General features: G+C 63.0%; 11 protein-coding genes and 1 riboswitch. Of the genes, 7 read left to right on the forward strand and 4 right to left on the reverse strand.

Annotated elements, in window-relative coordinates; all coding sequences use genetic code 11:
- Positions 1 to 7 precede the first annotated feature (7 nt).
- Both GVL04_RS09025 and valS read right to left on the reverse strand, forming a co-directional pair.
- The gene (locus tag GVL04_RS09025) at positions 8 to 883 is read right to left on the reverse strand and encodes an Fpg/Nei family DNA glycosylase (protein WP_159702821.1); all 876 of its coding nucleotides are present in this window, start codon (positions 881 to 883) and stop codon (positions 8 to 10) included.
- Between the two features lie 355 nt (positions 884 to 1,238).
- The gene (valS, locus tag GVL04_RS09030; RefSeq protein WP_159702824.1) at positions 1,239 to 3,860 is read right to left on the reverse strand and encodes a valine--tRNA ligase; all 2,622 of its coding nucleotides are present in this window, start codon (positions 3,858 to 3,860) and stop codon (positions 1,239 to 1,241) included.
- 72 nt (positions 3,861 to 3,932) lie between these two features.
- Between valS and GVL04_RS09035 the strand changes: the two genes are divergently transcribed.
- Positions 3,933 to 4,712, forward strand: coding sequence for an SDR family oxidoreductase (locus GVL04_RS09035; protein WP_159702827.1), 780 nt, complete (start codon positions 3,933 to 3,935; stop codon positions 4,710 to 4,712).
- Between the two features lie 10 nt (positions 4,713 to 4,722).
- Here the strand turns inward: GVL04_RS09035 and GVL04_RS09040 are convergent, their stop codons facing one another.
- Positions 4,723 to 5,772 (reverse strand): endonuclease/exonuclease/phosphatase family protein, encoded by a 1,050-nt coding sequence (locus GVL04_RS09040; protein WP_159702830.1) that lies wholly within the window; start codon positions 5,770 to 5,772, stop codon positions 4,723 to 4,725.
- Between the two features lie 328 nt (positions 5,773 to 6,100).
- On the opposite strand from GVL04_RS09040, the gene ileS reads away from it, so the two are divergent.
- From ileS to ndk, 4 genes are read left to right on the forward strand one after another with little or no spacing between them, the layout of a single operon-like run.
- Positions 6,101 to 9,412, forward strand: a complete 3,312-nt coding sequence (gene ileS, locus GVL04_RS09045; protein WP_159702833.1) for an isoleucine--tRNA ligase — start codon at positions 6,101 to 6,103, stop codon at positions 9,410 to 9,412.
- Positions 9,413 to 9,415: 3 nt separating this feature from the next.
- Complete coding sequence (locus GVL04_RS09050; protein ID WP_159702836.1) at positions 9,416 to 10,777, forward strand: folylpolyglutamate synthase/dihydrofolate synthase family protein; 1,362 nt, start codon at positions 9,416 to 9,418, stop codon at positions 10,775 to 10,777.
- Between the two features lies 1 nt (position 10,778).
- Entirely contained in the window at positions 10,779 to 11,231 is a 453-nt protein-coding gene (locus GVL04_RS09055) for a DUF4233 domain-containing protein (RefSeq protein WP_159702839.1), read from the forward strand.
- 41 nt (positions 11,232 to 11,272) lie between these two features.
- Entirely contained in the window at positions 11,273 to 11,692 is a 420-nt protein-coding gene (ndk, locus tag GVL04_RS09060) for a nucleoside-diphosphate kinase (protein ID WP_159702842.1), read from the forward strand.
- An 81-nt stretch (positions 11,693 to 11,773) separates the two neighbouring features.
- Here the strand turns inward: ndk and GVL04_RS09065 are convergent, their stop codons facing one another.
- Positions 11,774 to 12,454 (reverse strand): vitamin K epoxide reductase family protein, encoded by a 681-nt coding sequence (locus GVL04_RS09065; RefSeq protein WP_159702845.1) that lies wholly within the window; start codon positions 12,452 to 12,454, stop codon positions 11,774 to 11,776.
- 488 nt (positions 12,455 to 12,942) lie between these two features.
- On the opposite strand from GVL04_RS09065, the gene GVL04_RS09070 reads away from it, so the two are divergent.
- Positions 12,943 to 16,062, forward strand: coding sequence for an Rne/Rng family ribonuclease (locus GVL04_RS09070; protein ID WP_200846798.1), 3,120 nt, complete (start codon positions 12,943 to 12,945; stop codon positions 16,060 to 16,062).
- A 191-nt stretch (positions 16,063 to 16,253) separates the two neighbouring features.
- Positions 16,254 to 16,352, forward strand: a riboswitch (TPP riboswitch).
- Positions 16,343 to 17,860, forward strand: a complete 1,518-nt coding sequence (gene thiD, locus GVL04_RS09075) for a bifunctional hydroxymethylpyrimidine kinase/phosphomethylpyrimidine kinase (RefSeq protein ID WP_159702851.1) — start codon at positions 16,343 to 16,345, stop codon at positions 17,858 to 17,860. (Overlaps the previous riboswitch by 10 nt.)
- Positions 17,861 to 18,083 lie beyond the last annotated feature (223 nt).

Below are 18,083 nucleotides of genomic sequence, written 5' to 3' on the forward strand. Positions count from 1 at the left end.
GCCAACGCTACTTCAAGAAGCGCGACGTCCGACGGTCGGCGAGTATCTTCCCGTTGGTCTGGCAAGTGGCGCAGTATTGCAGGGAGGTGTCCGCAAAGGACACCTCCCTTACTGTGTCCCCACACACCGGGCAAGGTAGCCCGGTCCGGGCATGCACCCGGAAGTTGCTGCGTTTGGTGTCCTTCAGCTCACTGGACGGTTTGCCCGCCGCAGCGTTGACAGCTCCTACCAGGATCTCCTGCATGGCTGCGTAGAGCCGTGCGACTGTCTGTTTGTCCAGCGACTTGGCGCTGGCGAAGGGAGAGATCTTTGCGGCGTGCAGGATTTCGTCACTATAGGCGTTGCCTATGCCGGCAATGACGCCCTGACTGCGAAGCAGTCCCTTGATCTGCTGGGAACTTGCCCCAAGGATCGCCGCCAGCGCGTCAAGGTCGAAGTCGGGGCTGAGGGGCTCCGGACCCAGGGTTGCTATCCCTGGGACGTCCTGCGGGTCCTTGACGACGTAGATTGCCAGGCTTTTCTTGGTTCCGGCCTCCGTCAGGTCGACACCGATGTGGGCATCATCCGCGGGGCGGTGGAGCAGGAGCCGTGCTGAGATGTTGCTCTTTCCCATTCGCAAACCGGCCGAGGACGGATGCTCCGTGTAGCGGACCCAGCCGGCCTTCGCCAGGTGGAACACGAAGAACAGACCGTCAACGTCAACACAGACGAACTTCCCGAAGCGTTGGACACCTTGAACAGTCCGGCCTTCCAGAGCGGTATAGGGAGGGTCAGCGGTCTTGAGTGCTGAGAAGGAATTGATGCGGACCTCGGTCAGCACAGCTCCATGGAGTTGGGTGTCCAAATACATGCACAGGCCGTGCACTTCGGGGAGTTCCGGCATGGACAACACTTTGCCACAGGTAGGTCCTTGGCCGCAGGAAAACTACAGGATTGTAGTTCGTCCGGAAGCCTTGTGCATCTCCGTCAGCGGGACAACAATGGTTCTTACCCACTTCGAAAGAAGAGGGACACGGAAACCAAAGATTCAGTGATATGCAACCAACGCAGCCTTTGGCAAAGTTGGAAGCAAGCTACCAGTGACGAGGTAGGAAGACCTGAAATTCCAAGGATTCCGCCAGACTGTCAAGACGTCACCAGGCAGCCGAAAAGTCGAAGCCCCACCAACGGCAAAACGCTGATGGGGCTTCCCCTTTGCCCAAAATCGTTGGGCTACATACTCCCGCTGCCGGAAAAGGCTAGGACGCGGGCGTTTCCTCGGCCGGTACCAGGACAACATCGCTGACTGTCAGCTCACCTTCGCCGGACTGGAGCGTGATCTCCTGCGCGTTGGCGGCAGCCTTCAAGTCGCCTAGGCCGGCCTTCAACTGGGCGACCAGGACCTCCGAGGCGGTGATGGATGCAGACAGCACCTCTGTGCGCTGCTTGACCTTGGCCTCTGACTTTGCCTTGCGGATACCGCTGAGCGCGATGCCCACAGTGCCCAGCATGGTGGTGTCGCCGTCGGTGATTTCCAGGGCGGCGGGCCACTCTGCACGGTGGACGGATCCTGTGCGCCACCAGCCCCAGACCTCTTCAGTGGCGAAGGGCAGGAACGGGGCGAACAGGCGCAGGAGCGAGTCGAGGGTTGTTGCCAGCGCTGCCAGAACGGAAGCCTGCTCGGTCTCGCCTGCGGCACCATAGGCGCGGTCCTTGATCAATTCCACGTAGTCGTCAGTGAACTGCCAGAAGAACGACTCGGTGATCTGGAGTGCGCGCGCGTAGTCGTAGTTTTCGAACGCCTTGGTGGACTGGGCGACGACGTCGGAGAGTTGCGCGAGCAACGCACGGTCCAGCGGGTTGGTCAGCACCGAGAGGTCGCCGGACACCACGGAGTTCTCGGTGGCGCCAAGGTTCAACACGAACTTGGAGGCGTTCAACAGTTTGATGGCCAGGCGGCGGCCGATCTTCATCTGGGCGATCTCGTACGCCGTGTCAGCGCCGAGCTTGGCCGATGCTGCCCAATAGCGGACAGCGTCTGAACCGTACTCGTTGAGCACATCCGTGGGAACAACAACGTTGCCCTTGGATTTGGACATCTTCTTGCGGTCCGGATCCAGGATCCAGCCGGAGATGGCCGCGTGCTTCCACGGAGCGTTCTTCTGCAAGGCGTCGGCTCGGACGGCCGAGGAGAACAGCCAGGTGCGGATGATGTCGTGGCCCTGGGGACGGAGGTCGAAGGGGTAGACCTTGGAGAACAGGTCCTCGTCACGGCTCCAGCCACCGACAATCTGCGGGGTCAGTGAGGACGTGGCCCAGGTATCAAGGACGTCGGCGTCGCCCGTGAAGCCGTTGGCCTGATCACGCTGGGATTCCTCGAACCCGGGTGCGGCATCCGCGGCAGGGTCTACAGGCAGCATTTCGTCCGAAGGCAGGATGGGGTGGTCGTAGTCCGGATTGCCCTGGGCATCCAACGGGTACCAGACGGGGATGGGCACGCCGAAGAAGCGCTGGCGGGATACAAGCCAGTCGCCGTTCAGGCCGGCGATCCAGTTCTCGTAGCGGGAGCGCATGAAGGCCGGGTGGAAAGTGATTTCCTGGCCACGGCCGATCAGGCGTTCACGGCGTTCTTCGTCGCGGCCACCGTTGCGGATGTACCACTGGCGGGAGGTAACTACCTCGAGGGGCTTGTCACCCTTCTCGAAGAAGTTCACCGGATGCATGATCTTCTTCGGTTCGCCATCCAACAGCTCCGCTGCCTTGAGCAGTTCAACCACGGCTTCCTTCGCGGAGAAAGCGGTCTTGCCGGCGATCGCGGCGTAGGCTTCCTTGCCGGCGTCGGTGGTGATCCAGTCAGGAGTCTCGGCAATGATGCGGCCGTCGCGGCCCATGATGGCCCGGGTGGGCAGCTGCAGTTCACGCCACCAGGTGACGTCGGTCAGGTCACCGAACGTACACACCATGGCGATGCCGGAGCCCTTGTCCGCCTTGGCGAGCGGGTGGGCCTTGACCTCGAGCTCCACATCGAACAGCGGGGACTTCACGGTCTTGCCGAACAGCGGCTGGTACCGCTCGTCGTCGGGGTTTGCCACCAGGGCCGCGCAGGCAGCCAGCAGCTCAGGCCGCGTGGTCTCGATGAAGATCTTCTCGCCGTCTTCGGTGAAGAACGGGTAGCGGTAGTAGGCGCCGGCAACTTCGCGGTCCTCAAGCTCAGCCTGCGCTACAGCAGTGCGGAACGTGACATCCCACAGGGTGGGTGCCTCGGCCATGTATGCATCGCCGGCAGACAGGTTGGCCAGGAAGGCGCGCTGGGACACCGCGCGGGACGTGTCGTCGATGGTGCGGTACGTCAGGTCCCAGTCCACGGACAAGCCAAGGGTCTGGAACAGGTTCTCGAAGACCTTCTCGTCCTCCACGGCGAGTTCCTCGCACAGTTCGATGAAGTTCTGGCGCGAAACGACGTCGAAATCGCGCTGGTTCTTGGCGGGCTGTGCAGGCGGAGCGTAGTCGGCCTTGTAGGGGATGGCGGGATCGCAGCGCACACCGTAGTAGTTCTGGACCCGGCGCTCGGTGGGCAAACCGTTGTCGTCCCAGCCCATGGGGTAGAAGACATTCTTGCCCGTCATGCGCATGTAGCGGGCCTGGACGTCGGTCTGGGTGAAGGAGAACATGTGGCCCACGTGGAGCGAGCCGGATGCCGTGGGCGGGGGAGTGTCGATCGAGTAGACCTGCTCCCGGGTGGTGTCCGGGTTGAACTTGTAGGTTCCTTCTTTCAGCCAGCGCTGCGTCAGGGCAGCCTCGAGGCCTTCAAGGGCCGGCTTGTCGGGAACGTTGATGGGGGCGGTGGCGGGCGTGTCTGTACCCTGCGTTGATTCAGCCATGGACCAATTGTTTCATGGCCTGGCGTTACAGCATGCCGCGGGAGGAGTCCACGCCCCCGATAAGGTGGTGCCATGACTTTGGCAGCGCACAACACCTCCGCAGGACAGAACAAGACGGCCGTCGTTACCGGTGCCAGCACCGGCATCGGCGAAGCGACCGTGAGGGCTTTGGTCTCTACCGGATGGACGGTCTTTGCCGTTGCCCGCAGGGCTGAAAGGCTCGGGGCCCTGGGGGCCGAAACCGGCGCGGTTCCGTTCCCGGCAGACATCACCGACGACGACGACGTTGCAGCGTTGCTCGCGGCCGTCACCAAAGCCGGGGGTGCTGACACGCTGATCAACATCGCCGGCGGCGCACGGGGCGCGGACACCATCGCGAACGCAGACACGGACGACTGGGAATGGATGTACCAGGTCAATGTCCTGGGCACCATGAAGATTACCCGCGCTTTCCTGCCGATGCTCCGGCAGCACGGTGAAGGTACGGTCCTGAACCTCACATCAACGGCCGGGCTCTCGGCCTACGAGGGCGGTGCCGGCTACAACGCGGCCAAATTCGCCCAGCACGCCATGACCAATGCCCTGCGCCTGGAAGAGGTAGGGAACAACATCAGGGTCATTGAGGTGGCTCCGGGGCTCGTGCACACCGAGGAATTCGCCCTCAACCGGCTAGGTGACAAGGATGCTGCCGCGAAGGTGTATGCAGGCGTTGAGAAGCCGTTGACTGCCGCGGACGTCGCGGACGTGGTGAAGTACGCAGTCTCCCTGCCGCATCACATCAACCTTGATGAAATCGTGGTCCGCCCTGTCGCGCAGGCAGCCAATCACAAGTTGGTTCGCAAGGAGGGCTAAGGACGGGCAGTTAGTTGGCGGGGATGACCAGTGTCGCCATGATGGCTGCGTGATCGCTGCCGGGCACCTGGTGAACCGAGTAGTTGCTGCTGCTGATCCGGGGCGTCGTGACCATATGGTCGATGACGATTCCCGGCAGCGGCGGCCCCTCCATCGGCCACGTGGCGGAGAACCGTCCGTTGGAGGCCGTCCCGACATCCACGAGTTTCGATCCACCCTGTGTTGCGCCCGCAGGTACGGAGTCCAACAATTCCCTGAACTCGGAGTGATCAAACGTCGAGTTGTAGTCGCCCATCAGCAGTTGGTTCCCGGGACGTGAAGCCTGGCGGGCCACCTTGGTGAGATCGCTGCGCCACTGGGCGATGCGTTCGTCTACCGGCGGAAGCGCGTGGACATTGGTGAGACTCAGCGTGGCCGTGGACCCAGTCCCGGAGTCCGCCAACTGTACCCGCGTGACGTCCATTCGGAAGGGCGTATCAGGCAAGAGCCCCGCCGCTTCCAGCGGAAATGCGGAATAGACCGCACCCCCGGATGCGTCATCATTGGGTTCGCTCACAAGGTTGGGAAGCATTTCTTCCAAGCCTTCGGAAAGAAGGCGGTCCTCCAGGCTCTGTGTGTGTTCCTGAAGGGTCAGCACTTGGACGCCATTGTCACGGACTAGCCTCACGATGGTGGCCGGGTCCGCCTCGCCATACTCGGTGTTGAGGCTCATGACCTTTACGGAGACGGAGGCAGTCCCTGGAGGCAATGGCTGCACGTGTCCGGTGTCCAGCGGAAACAGCCAGTACAGCTGCACAGCCAGCAGGGCCGCCGTCGTGATAATCGCCCACAGGCGACGACCCAGGGCCGCAAGAATCACTGCCAAGGCCGCAGGCACCACCATCCAGGGCGTGAAGGACAATAGTTGCACCACGATCAGTGGCCACTCCGTTGGGATTGCCCGGAACATCGATACCCCCGCAACTGGCAACACAACCAGCAAAGCGAGCACAGACCACGCCAAGGATGCGCGTCGCCTCGGAGGGCGGGCGTCGGGGATGGCCGGAGCGGGGTGCGTCATGGGGTCGAGTCTATGCATCGCGCGGCGGGCCGGACTCCACCCGGAGGATGAACTCCCGAGTAGAGCCAGACGGCGCGCTGCCGCTAGACTTGGAGGACCAGCTTTGAACCGGCCATCACCGGTGAGCTTCCGGAAGAACAGCACTGATCGCCTATTCGGCGGCCATGGCCCACTAGAACCGGACGGGTAAGCCCGTCACAGCAGTAATGAGAGGCCGGAATCACGTGTTCCGGTAAGTGAGGTGGTACCGCGGTACCGGTGTTGACGCAGGTCAATACCGCAGCCGTCCTCGCATCCTGACAGTCAACCAGCTATCACAGGATATGAGATGACCCACTACCCCAAGGCCTCAGCGTCTTCGTCCGGCACGCACGGCGTGTCCGCCTCCGTGAAGTTCCCGGAAATCGAAGAGCGCATCCTCAAATACTGGGATGAAGACGGTACCTTCCAAGCCAGCATCGACCAACGCGACAGCGACCTTCCGGGTGGGACAGCCGGAAGCAACGAATTCGTCTTCTACGACGGCCCTCCCTTCGCCAACGGCCTGCCCCATTACGGCCACCTGCTGACCGGCTACGCCAAGGACCTCGTCGGCCGTTATCAGACCCAGCGTGGAAAGCGCGTGGAGCGCCGCTTCGGCTGGGACACCCACGGCCTGCCGGCAGAGCTCGAAGCCATGAAGCAGCTGGGCATGACGGACAAGACCCAGATCGAAGCCATGGGCATCGACAAATTCAACGACGCCTGCCGCGCCTCCGTGATGAAGTATGCCAACGAGTGGAAGGCCTACGTCACGCGCCAGGCCCGCTGGGTTGACTTCGAGAACGACTACAAGACGCTCAACGTCGAGTACATGGAATCCGTGCTTTGGGCCTTCAAGCAGCTGCACGAGAAGGGGCTGACCTACAACGGCTACCGTGTTCTTCCATATTGCTGGAAGGACGAGACGCCCCTGTCCAACCACGAACTCCGGATGGACGATGACGTCTATAAGAACCGCCAGGACCAGACAGTTACGGTGACGTTCCCCATCAAGGCGGGGGACTCCGGGCTCTCCAAGGCACTTGACGGCGTGCAGGCGCTCGCCTGGACCACCACGCCCTGGACGCTGCCCACCAACCTGGCGCTCGCCGTCGGGCCCGAGATCTCCTACGCAGTCCTGCCTGCAGGACCCAACGGCGTGAAGGCTGCTTCCGCCGAAGCGCCTGTAACGGGCACCTTCCTGCTCGCGGCTGACCTTGTGGGGTCCTATGCCAAGGACCTGGGGTACGACGACGCCGCTGCCGCCACGTCCGCTGTTGTGTCCACCCACACGGGCGCCGAATTGGCCGGCCTTGAGTACGAGCCGCTGTGGAACGACTTTGCCGACGCTGAAAAGTACGGTACCCAGAACGCCTGGCGTTTCCTGGTGGCCGATTACGTCACCACCACGGACGGCACTGGCATCGTCCACCAGGCTCCGGCCTACGGTGAGGATGACCAGAAGGTCTGTGAAGACGCCGGTATCCCCGTGGTCCTCTCCGTGGACGAGGGCGCCAAGTTCCTGCCTCTGTTCGCGCACGGTGAGCTTGCCTCCATCGTGGGCCTGCAGGTCTTTGATGCGAACAAACCCATCACCCAGGTGCTCCGCGCCGATGGTCGGTTGGTCCGCCAGGCCAGCTACGAACACAGCTATCCGCACTGCTGGCGCTGCCGGAACCCGCTGATCTACCGTGCCGTGTCCTCCTGGTACGTGGAGGTCACCAAGTTCAAGGACCGAATGTCCGAGCTGAACCAGGAGATCAACTGGATCCCCGGAAACGTGAAGGACGGCCAGTTCGGCAAGTGGCTGGAAAACGCCCGCGACTGGTCCATCAGCCGTAACCGCTACTGGGGTTCGCCCATCCCGGTGTGGCAGTCGGATGACCCCGAGTATCCGCGTACTGACGTCTACGGATCGTTGTCCGAGATGGAAGCCGACTTTGGCCGCCTCCCGGTCAACAATGAAGGGCAGGTGGACCTGCACCGCCCGTTCATTGACGAGCTGACCCGGCCGAACCCGGACGACCCCACGGGTAAGTCGACCATGCGCCGCGTCGAGGACGTCCTGGACGTCTGGTTCGACTCCGGATCCATGCCGTACGGACAGGTGCACTACCCGTTCCAGAACGAGGAATGGTTCGACACCCACAACCCCGCGGACTTCATCGTGGAGTACATCGGACAGACACGTGGTTGGTTCTACATGCTCCACATCCTGTCGACGGCGCTGTTCGACCGCCCTGCGTTCCGCAATGTCATCAGCCATGGCATCGTGCTGGGCTCCGACGGCCAGAAGATGTCCAAGAGCCTGCGGAACTACCCGGATGTTTCCGAAGTCCTGGATCGCGATGGTTCCGACGCCATGCGCTGGTTCCTCATGTCCAGCCCGATCCTCCGCGGCGGCAACCTGGTGGTGACCGAGCAGGGCATCCGCGACGGCGTCCGCCAGGTCATCCTGCCGTTGTGGAACGTATATAGCTTCTTCACGCTGTACACCAACGCTTCGAACGTAGTGGAAGGGACAGCGTCCGGATATGAAGCGAAGCTGCGCTATGACGGCTACGCAGACACGCTGGACCAGTACCTCCTGGCCAACACCGGGGACCTGGTCCGCAACATCACTGCCAGCCTGGACAGCTACGACATCTCGGGTGCCTGCGATGAACTGCGCAGCTACCTGGACATGCTCACCAATTGGTACGTCCGCCGCAGCCGCCAGCGCTTCTTTGATGAGAACGTTGACGCCTTCGACGCGCTGTACACGGCCCTTGAGGCAGTGTGCCGGGTGTCGGCTTCCTTGCTGCCGCTTGTCTCGGAAGAGATCTGGCGCGGTCTGACCGGTGGCCGTTCAGTTCATCTGGCTGACTGGCCCGAGGCTTCACTCTTCCCGGCCAACCCTGAGCTGGTGGAGGCCATGGACCGTATCCAGCAGATCTGCTCCACCGGTTCCAGCCTGCGCAAGGCCGCGAACCTGCGCGTTCGCCTGCCGCTGCAGGAACTGACTGTGGTGGCACCCGGTGCCGATGCCCTGGGAGGTTTTGCCGCCGTCGTCGCTGATGAACTGAACCTGCGTTCGGTCCGCCTTCTGGACGCCGCTACGGCGTCGCCCGAGGAGTTCGGAATCGAGCAGAAGCTCGTGGTCAACGCCCGCGCCGCGGGCCCGCGCCTTGGCAAGAACGTCCAGCAGGCCATCAAGGGATCGAAGTCCGGCGACTGGTCCGTGAACGATGCTGGTTTGGTGGTTGCCGGCGGCCTGGAGCTCGAGCCGCACGAATACACGCTGGAGACAGTGGTGGCAGAAGCGGCCGACGGCGGAAGCTCGGCGGTTGCCGTTCTGCCGGGCGGCGGATTCGTTGTCTTGAACACCGAGGTCACTCCGGAACTGGCTGCGGAAGGTCTGGCGCGCGATATGGTCCGCGCCATCCAGCAGGCACGCAAGGACGCAGGACTGAACGTCAGCGACCGTATCCGCACGACGGTGGAGGCCGGGCAGGACGTCGTCGACGCCCTGAAAGCCAACTCGGAACTGGTCCGGACCGAGACGCTGACCCTGGAACTTGAGGTTCTGTTGGCCAGTGTCGACGAACCCCAGGTCACCGTCGCAAAGGCAGGGGCCTGAACCATGACTGACGAATTTTCGGTTGAGAGCGTCTACGCCGAACTCCTGGGCCGTGCGCCGGAAAACAAGATGGAACCGCGTCTGGCTCCGTTGTTCCGTGCCATGGACGTCCTGGGGGAGCCGAACAAGGCCTTCCCGATCATCCACATCACAGGTACCAACGGCAAGACTTCGACGGCCCGCATGATTGAGTCCGGGCTGCGTGCTCATGGCCTCAGCACCGGCCGCTACACCAGCCCGCACCTGTCCAAGGTGACTGAGCGCATCAGCATTGACGGCGAGCCCGTGCCGGACGCTACCTTCGTGCGGATCTGGGACGAAATCCGTCCCTACCTGGAAATCGTGGACAACGAACTTGTTGCCGATAACCAGCCACGCCTGACGTACTTCGAATGCCTGACCATCCTGGGCTTTGCGGTGTTTGCCGATCAGCCTGTCGACGTTGCCGTGATGGAGGTTGGCCTGGGTGGCATCACCGACGCCACCAACGTTGGCGACGGACAGGTCGCCGTCATCACGCCAATTTCGTTGGACCACACGGATCTTCTGGGCGACACCACTGAGGACATCGCCTACGAGAAGGCCGGCATCATCAAGCCGGGAGGGTTCCTGGTGAGCGCGGCCCAACCGGTGGATGCGGCGCAGGTCCTGTTGGAGAAGGCCCGCGAAGCAGACGTACCCTTCCGTTTTGAGGGGGTTGAGTTCGGTGTTGAGTCCCGCGCCGTTGCTGTTGGGGGCCAGGTGATCACCATCCAGGGTCTTGCCGGCCGGTATGAGGATCTGCTGCTGCCGCTGCATGGCGCCCACCAGGCTGAGAATGCGGCAGTGGCCGTTGCTGCCCTGGAAGCCTTCTTCGGTGGGGGAGAGAAGGAACTCGACGCCGAGGTACTCAAGGAAGCGTTCGGTTCCGTGACGTCGCCAGGACGGTTGGAAGTGGTCCGCACGGCGCCTACCGTTGTGGTGGACGCTGCGCACAATCCCGACGGCATCAGGGTTTCGTCCGAGGCGATCCAGGAAGCCTTCAGCTTCAGCAAACTCGTAGTGGTAGTGGGCGTGCTGCGGGAGAAGGACGCTGAGGAAATCCTCAAGACGCTCAAGGAGTCCCTTGGCGGCCTGGCCGGCGAATTCTGCTTTACGCAATCGAACTCTGCCCGTGCCGTCCCCGCAGGAGAACTCGCAGAGCTGGCTGTGGATCTCGGCTTTGGCGAGGACAACGTCCACATCGCGGAGAAGCTCGATGACGCCCTCGAATGGGCCGTGGAGCGCGCGGAATCCAACGACGACCTCGCAGGCGGTGTCCTGGTGACGGGCTCCATCACGGTAGTGGCCGAGGCGCGGATCCTGCTCGGAAAGGCGAGTGCCTAGTATGGCGAAAATGACCAAGGCGCAACGCGAATGGCGGCCGGGAATGCCCAAGAAGCGCCGGTCGACGAAGGTGATGTTTGCCTCCACCGTGCTCCTGCTCGAAGCCTTCGTCGCGTTCTTCGGCACCCTGGCGGTCTTCGGCCTGAAGCGTGGCCAGGTGGACCCCGCCATCATTCTGGGGTTCGGCATCGCCTTGACCGTGGTGCTGGTTTTGGCCTGTGCTGTCTTGTCCAAGCCATGGGGCATCGCGGTCGGCTGGGGCTTGCAGTTGGTGCTGATCCTGACGGGCTTCGCCGAGCCGACGATGTTCATTGTGGGCATCCTGTTTGCCATCTGCTGGTGGTACGGGATCAGGGCGGGTATGAGGATCGACCGCGAAGTTGCCCAGCGCGACCGTGAGCAGGCGGAATGGGACGCAGCCCATGGTGACGAAGCAGACCCGCAAACCCCGTAAACTGGCTGGGAAAACCACCGACCAACCACATTGGAGCAACTGTGAGCATTGAACGGACCCTTGTCCTGGTCAAGCCCGACGGCGTCGCCCGCAACCTTGGCGGAAGCATCCTCGCCCGGATCGAAGCCAAGGGCTACACCCTGGCGGAGCTGAAGAAGGTCAACGCGACCCGCGAGCTGCTGGAGCAGCACTACGAGGAACACGTAGGCAAGCCGTTCTACGAGCCCTTGGTTGAGTTCATGCTGAGCGGACCGGTCATCGCGGCGGTCTTCGAGGGCCACCGCGTGATCGAAGGCTTCCGTTCACTGGCCGGAACCACCGATCCGACGACGGCGGCACCGGGCACCATCCGTGGCGACTTCGGCCGCGACTGGGGCCTGGCAGTCCAGCAGAACCTTGTTCACGGCTCGGATTCCGTTGACTCCGCTGAGCGTGAGATCAAGATCTGGTTCGCAGGCTGATAACGCTTCACCGAAACTACAGAAAAGGCCAATGTTCATCATGAACATTGGCCTTTTCTGTCATCTCGCGAGGGGTTGTTCCTAGGCGGATGACCCCACGAAGACGTGAATGAACGAGAAGAAGATGGTGGCGATGACGGCAACATACAGCAGCGCCACGATAATCCAGCCGGACTCGCCCAACAGCTTTGCCAGGGCCGGTGGCGCCTTGATGACTCCATGGGTGATGTTGCGGATGGTCACCCATACGAACAATGGGATCATGACCGCCCACACCACCATGCAGAACGGGCAGAGTACATGGATGGCGTAGAGGGCCTGCGACCACAGCCAGACAACGAACGCGAAGCCCAGGGTGACTCCCGTCTGGAGGCCCAACCAGTAGCCCCTTGAGTACTTTGCGCCCGCGAGAATGCCCATGGCCGTTGTGATGATGACGGCAAAGGCAACGATGCCAATGAACATGTTGGGGAACCCGAACACGGAACTCTGAGGTGTCTGCATCACGGCACCACAGGAAACCCAGGGATTCACATCGCAGACGGTGACGTGGTTGGGATCCTTGAGTACCTCAAGCTTCTCGAGGACCAGTGCGCCGGACGCCAGCCACCCGATGACGCCGGTGATCAGCAGGATCCAGGCGAAGGGTTTGTCGCGGACCGTCCCAGGGAGGGAATCCTGCCGGGCACCTGGTTGGGCGGGCAGGTCCTCTGCGCGGTTTGTGGCTTGGTTGGCCAGGTTTCCCTTGGCTGTGCTCGGCATCGCGGATGTAGTCCTTTTCAACAAGTGGCCCGGCCTTGCCGGTAACGGCTCTTGGGAGGATTGTAACGCCGGAGGCTGGGCGCTGCCCCCAGCTTCTCCTTGGCTCCGGTCCTCTCGGGCACTGCACGACACAGCGGCCTACCTTGGGAATGTGCAGGGGTGTGAGAGAATGAACATGGCTGGAAGCCGATCCACATTCGGAATCCGGTCCGGTGACTTTGTTCCCAAGACCGCCAGTATGAGCTGGGCATGCCTGGATCACGTGATCCTCGGTAGGCCCGCCATGACAATGGACGGCACCTGGTTGTGGCAGCAGAACAACGGGTTTCAGAATAAAGCCGCCGGCCTTCCAGGGCTGCCGCACCCCAATGATGGTGCGAACCGGAAGGCATACTACCGACTTCTGTCAACGCCCGCGGGTTTTGACAATATTTGCCCCACTGGGCGCCGGATGTGGCGGTGTCGCTGGGGCAGGAGTGTTGCCACATATGGATAATGACCAGGTTGTAGCCGTTAATGACGAGGCAGCTCCCGCGGAAACCGCGGAAGCGCCAAAGAAGGCCACCCGGACCCGGCGCAAGGCTGCGCCCAAGGTTGCTGCAGATGTAGAGGCGCCGGCAGCGGAAGGGCCCGCTGTTGAAACGACGGAGGCCCCTGAAGCAACGGAAGCCCCCGCAGCACCAGTGCGCCGCACCCGGTCCCGCAAGAAGGCAGAGACCGCTGAGCCACTGCCCGGTTTGGGTGACGACGCCACTGCTGCACCTGAAGCCGCCGTGGAAAGCCAGCCCGAAGTTGCAGCCGAGCCTGCCCCTGAAAAGCCGGTCCGTCGTCGTCGTGCTGCCAAGCCCAAGGCAGAACCGGCAGAAGCACCTGCTGCCGAAGAAACCACGACGCCGGATGCACCCTCCCAGCCCGAGGCCCCTGCTGCTGAGGTAACCGCTGAAGAGTCCGCGTCCGAAGAGACTCAGGCTGAAGAGACGTCTGCCGAGGACGCTGCCCAAGCTGCGTCCACGTCCCTGTTCATGGAGCCCGTTTCCATCACTTCCATGATTTTCCAGGCACCGGACCTCACCACGGTCCCGCGCGTTGCTGCCGTGGAAGAAAAGGACGAGGAACCGGAAGCGGAAACCGAATCCGGCGCTGAAAGCGAGCTGGACGATGCCGGCAGCCGGCGTCGTCGTCGGAGCCGTGGCCGCCGGGGGCGTCGCGGAACCGAACGCGAAGAGAACGAAGCCGAGGACGGCAGCGAATCCGACGACGAGGAAGCTCCAGCAGCCGAAACCCTCGATGAAGGCGTGACTTCACGCCGGCGCCGGCGCCGCCGCCGCGGCGACCAGGATCTTGAATTGACCGGCGGGTCGGACGATGATCCGCCCAACACGGTGACCCGTGTCCGGGCTCCCCGCCCGGTGACGGAGACAGCCCCGTCCAACCGTGTAACCAGCGTCAAGGGCTCCACCAGGCTTGAGGCCAAGAAGCAGCGTCGTCGGGAATCGCGCGAGACCGGACGCCGTCGCCAGGTCATCACCGAGGCCGAGTTCCTGGCCCGCCGCGAGTCAGTGGACCGCCAGATGATCGTCCGCCAGCGCGACGACAGAATTCAGATCGGTGTCCTCGAAGACGGCGTGCTGGCTGAGCACTTTGTTTCCAAGACCCAGCAGGACTCCCTGATCGGCAACGTTTACCTGGGCAAGGTCCAGAACGTCCTTCCGTCCATGGAAGCCGCGTTCGTTGACATCGGACGCGGGCGCAACGCCGTGCTGTACGCCGGTGAAGTCAACTGGGACGCGGTCAACCTCGAAGGGCAGCCGCGCCGGATCGAGAACGCCCTGAAATCCGGCGACTCGGTCCTGGTCCAGGTCACCAAGGACCCCGTGGGTCACAAGGGTGCCCGCCTCACCAGCCAGATTTCCCTGCCGGGCCGCTACCTGGTATACGTGCCGGGCGGTTCCATGACCGGCATCTCCCGTAAGTTGCCGGACGTCGAACGTAACCGCCTCAAGCGCATCCTGAAGGACCGCTTGCCGGAAAATGCCGGTGTTATTGTCCGTACCGCCGCTGAGGGTGCGTCGGAAGAAGAGTTGACGCACGATATCAACCGCCTTCGCGCGCAGTGGGAAGGCATCGAGGGGCAGGCTTCCTCGACCAAGGTGCTGGCTCCTGAACTGCTGTACGGCGAACCGGACCTGACCATCAAGGTTGTCCGCGATGTCTTCAACGAGGACTTCTCCAAGCTGATCGTCTCCGGCGACGACGCCTGGGACACCATTGAGGCCTACGTGACCTACGTTGCCCCTGATCTGGTGGGCCGCCTCGAAAAGTGGACCAAGGACCAGGACATCTTCTCCGCGTGGCGCATCGACGAGCAGATCCACAAGGCATTGGAACGGAAGGTCTTCCTCCCGTCCGGCGGCTCGCTGGTCATCGACCGCACCGAAGCCATGACCGTGGTGGACGTCAACACGGGCAAGTTCACCGGCAGCGGCGGAAACCTCGAGGAAACGGTCACCAAGAACAACCTTGAAGCGGCCGAGGAAGTAGTTCGCCAGCTCCGTCTGCGCGATATCGGCGGCATCATTGTCATCGACTTCATCGACATGGTCCTTGAATCCAACCGCGACCTCGTCCTCCGGCGCATGGTGGAATGCCTTGGCCGCGACCGCACCAAGCACCAGGTGGCCGAAGTGACGTCGCTGGGCCTCGTCCAGATGACCCGTAAGCGCATGGGCACGGGCCTCTTGGAGGTCTTCGGTGAGCAGTGCGAGCACTGTGCCGGCCGGGGCGTCGTGACGCACGACGAACCTGTGGAGCACCGCCGCGCCAACGTCGTGGCTGCCGAACACCACCGCCCCCACACGGAGACCCAGCAGCCTGCTGCCCGCACGGAACGCAAGCGTCGCCGCGGCAAGGGCGGGGGACAGCCCGTCGCTGAAGCGCCTGCGCAGGTCCACACCACCACGTCGACGCCGGCTGCACCGTCTGCTCCCGCCGAGCCCCAGGATCCGGCGAAGCAGGCCAAGGCCGAGGCGACCAGGGCTGCTTTGGCCACCATTGCCGCCGCCGCCCATGCCGCGCACCTGCACGACGACGAAGTCCACCGTGCAGAAGAGCAGGCACGGGCAGCTGGCCAGCACGAGTCCGCCGCGCAGTCCGCAGCCTCCGGCGAGGCAGAGGAGGCCGCCGTTCGTGAGGGCAGGTCAACTCCGGTCCTGCGTTTCGGCGGGGAGGAAGTCGCCTTGCCGTTCGGTGAGCACCACGAGGAACCGCCGGCAGCCAAGCCTGCCATGAGCCTTGATCTCCTGGCCGAAGCGTTCTCCCACCTTGGTGCAGCTCCGGAGGAGAAGCCCGAAACGGTCGTTGCTCCAAAGGCGGCCGAAGAGGATCCCGAAGCTGTTCCTGCCTCGCGGGCCCGCCGTGGCCGTCGCAACCGCAGCGCTAGCCGGGCACAAGGTGCGGCCAACGAAACAAGCGTGGAGCACCACGAAGTGACTGCCTCGGCGGGGCATGGAACGGCACACGAGGCCAAAGCACCCGCGGAGCCGGCCAAGAAGGCGGCGTCCGAGGAGCCCATCATCCTGGGGGTTGGGGTACCGGCTTCCGAGCTCTAGCACCACGCACGGACACCCAAGCATGAGGGGCCCTGCACGATCCGCCACAAGCGGGTAGTGCGGGGCCCTTTGCTGTCCGTTCATGCCCGGCGTCGCGAATGCGCTGGTCCGTTGCAGGAACGCGTTGGCGGTCATATCCGGCCAATGGCGTGGCGCGGTTCCCGGGTCCGGGCGCTTCCCGGCTACGCTTGGGGACTGACACGGGGTGCCGGGCGTTGGGCCAGGCTGAGATCCAAACCCGTTGAACCTGTCCGGTTAGCACCGGCGAAGGGATGTCCCCATGACTTCAACGTCGTATTCTCCTGTCTACCCGTTGGCGGTTTCCGGCCGGCAAATACCACGGGTATTGAGCATCGCCGGCTCGGACCCCTCCGGCGGCGCGGGTATCCAGGCTGACCTGAAGAGCATCGCAGCCCAGGGCGGTTATGGCATGGCAGCCATCACCGCCCTGACGGCGCAGAACACTTTGGGAGTCAGTGCTGTTCATGTTCCTCCGGTGGAGTTCCTGCGCCAGCAACTCGAAGCAATCAGCACTGACATTGCCATCGATGCAGTCAAAATCGGGATGCTTGGTGACGCGGCGGTGATCCACGAAGTCCGCGGCTGGCTCGAAGCGGTGCGTCCCGCCGTCGTGGTCCTTGACCCGGTGATGGTCGCCACCAGCGGTGACCGCCTCCTGCGGGAGTCCGCCGAGAAGGCCCTGCGCCAGCTCCTGCCGCTGGCGGACCTCATCACGCCGAACCTGCCCGAACTTGCCATGCTGCTGGGGGAGCCAGAGGCCGCTGACTGGCCCTCGGCGTTGGATCAAGGCAAGCGGCTGGCCGCTGAGTGCGGCAACACCGTGCTGGTGAAGGGCGGCCACCTGGCCGGTTCCGAATGCCCTGATGCGCTGGTGAACACCAGCGGGTTGTTGCGGCAGGATGTGATCGAGGTTCCTGGCCTGAGGGTGGAGACGGCAAACAGCCACGGTACGGGCTGTTCGCTGTCCTCGGCCATGGCCACCGTGCAGGCCCGTACCGGGGACTGGGAGGCCTCACTGCGTGAGGTGAAGCCTTGGTTGAACGAGGCACTGACGCATTCCGACACCCTCGAAGTAGGCCACGGAAGCGGACCGGTACACCACTTCCACCACCATGCGGGCCCGGGGCCGGGAGATTTCGCATCGGCATTATGGAAGGAAGCCACCCCGGAACTTGAAGCAATCTACAAGCTCAGCTTCATTGACGGCCTGCAATCCGGCAGCCTTCCAGAAGCCGCCTTCAATTACTACCTTGCCCAAGACGCCATCTACCTCAACGGGTACTCCAGGGTCCTTGCCCTCGCCGGCGCCCTTGCCCCCAGCGAGGAGGAACAGCTGTTCTGGGCAAAAGCATCACAGCAGTGCCTTGAGGTCGAATCGGAGCTTCACCGGAACTGGTTGAGCACCCGGGAGGCGTCAACGGTAACCGGTCCAGTCACGAAGTCCTACGTGGACCACCTGTTGGCGTCTTCGGCTTCCGGTAGTTATGCGGTGGTGCTCGCGGCAATTTTGCCTTGCTATTGGCTGTACGCAGAAGTGGGCCAGCAGCTCCACGCAGCGTACGTGGACGCCGGGGCTCCAACGGACCATCCTTATGCGGACTGGCTCAAGACCTACGCGGACGAGGATTTTGCTGCTGCTACCAGGAATGCGATCAACTTCACTGATGGTGCCGCACTGGCAGCTTCCGAGGGGGAAAGGACAGCCATGGTGGAGGCTTTTGCCCAGTCCTGCCGTTACGAAACAGCGTTTTTCGATGCTCCACGGCTGTTCGCCTAGCCCGATTCTTGGATCTTTCAGCGCCCGGATATGCGGGCGCCACCGCGCGTCGCGGGCTAAATCGCGTTAATCGTGCCCAAACCCTGTAGGCTGTATGGGCACGGTGCCGGGAGAGTCCGTTACAACTGGTGACGCAAGTCACGTGGTAGCCTCCGGACCCGGCCTCATTTGCAGCTGAAGGTCAAACTAGCGTAATCTTGATCTTCGGTGCTTACGCCAACAC

The sequence above is a fragment of the Arthrobacter sp. 18067 genome (assembly GCF_902706295.1).
Taxonomy (GTDB): Bacteria; Actinomycetota; Actinomycetes; order Actinomycetales; family Micrococcaceae; genus Arthrobacter.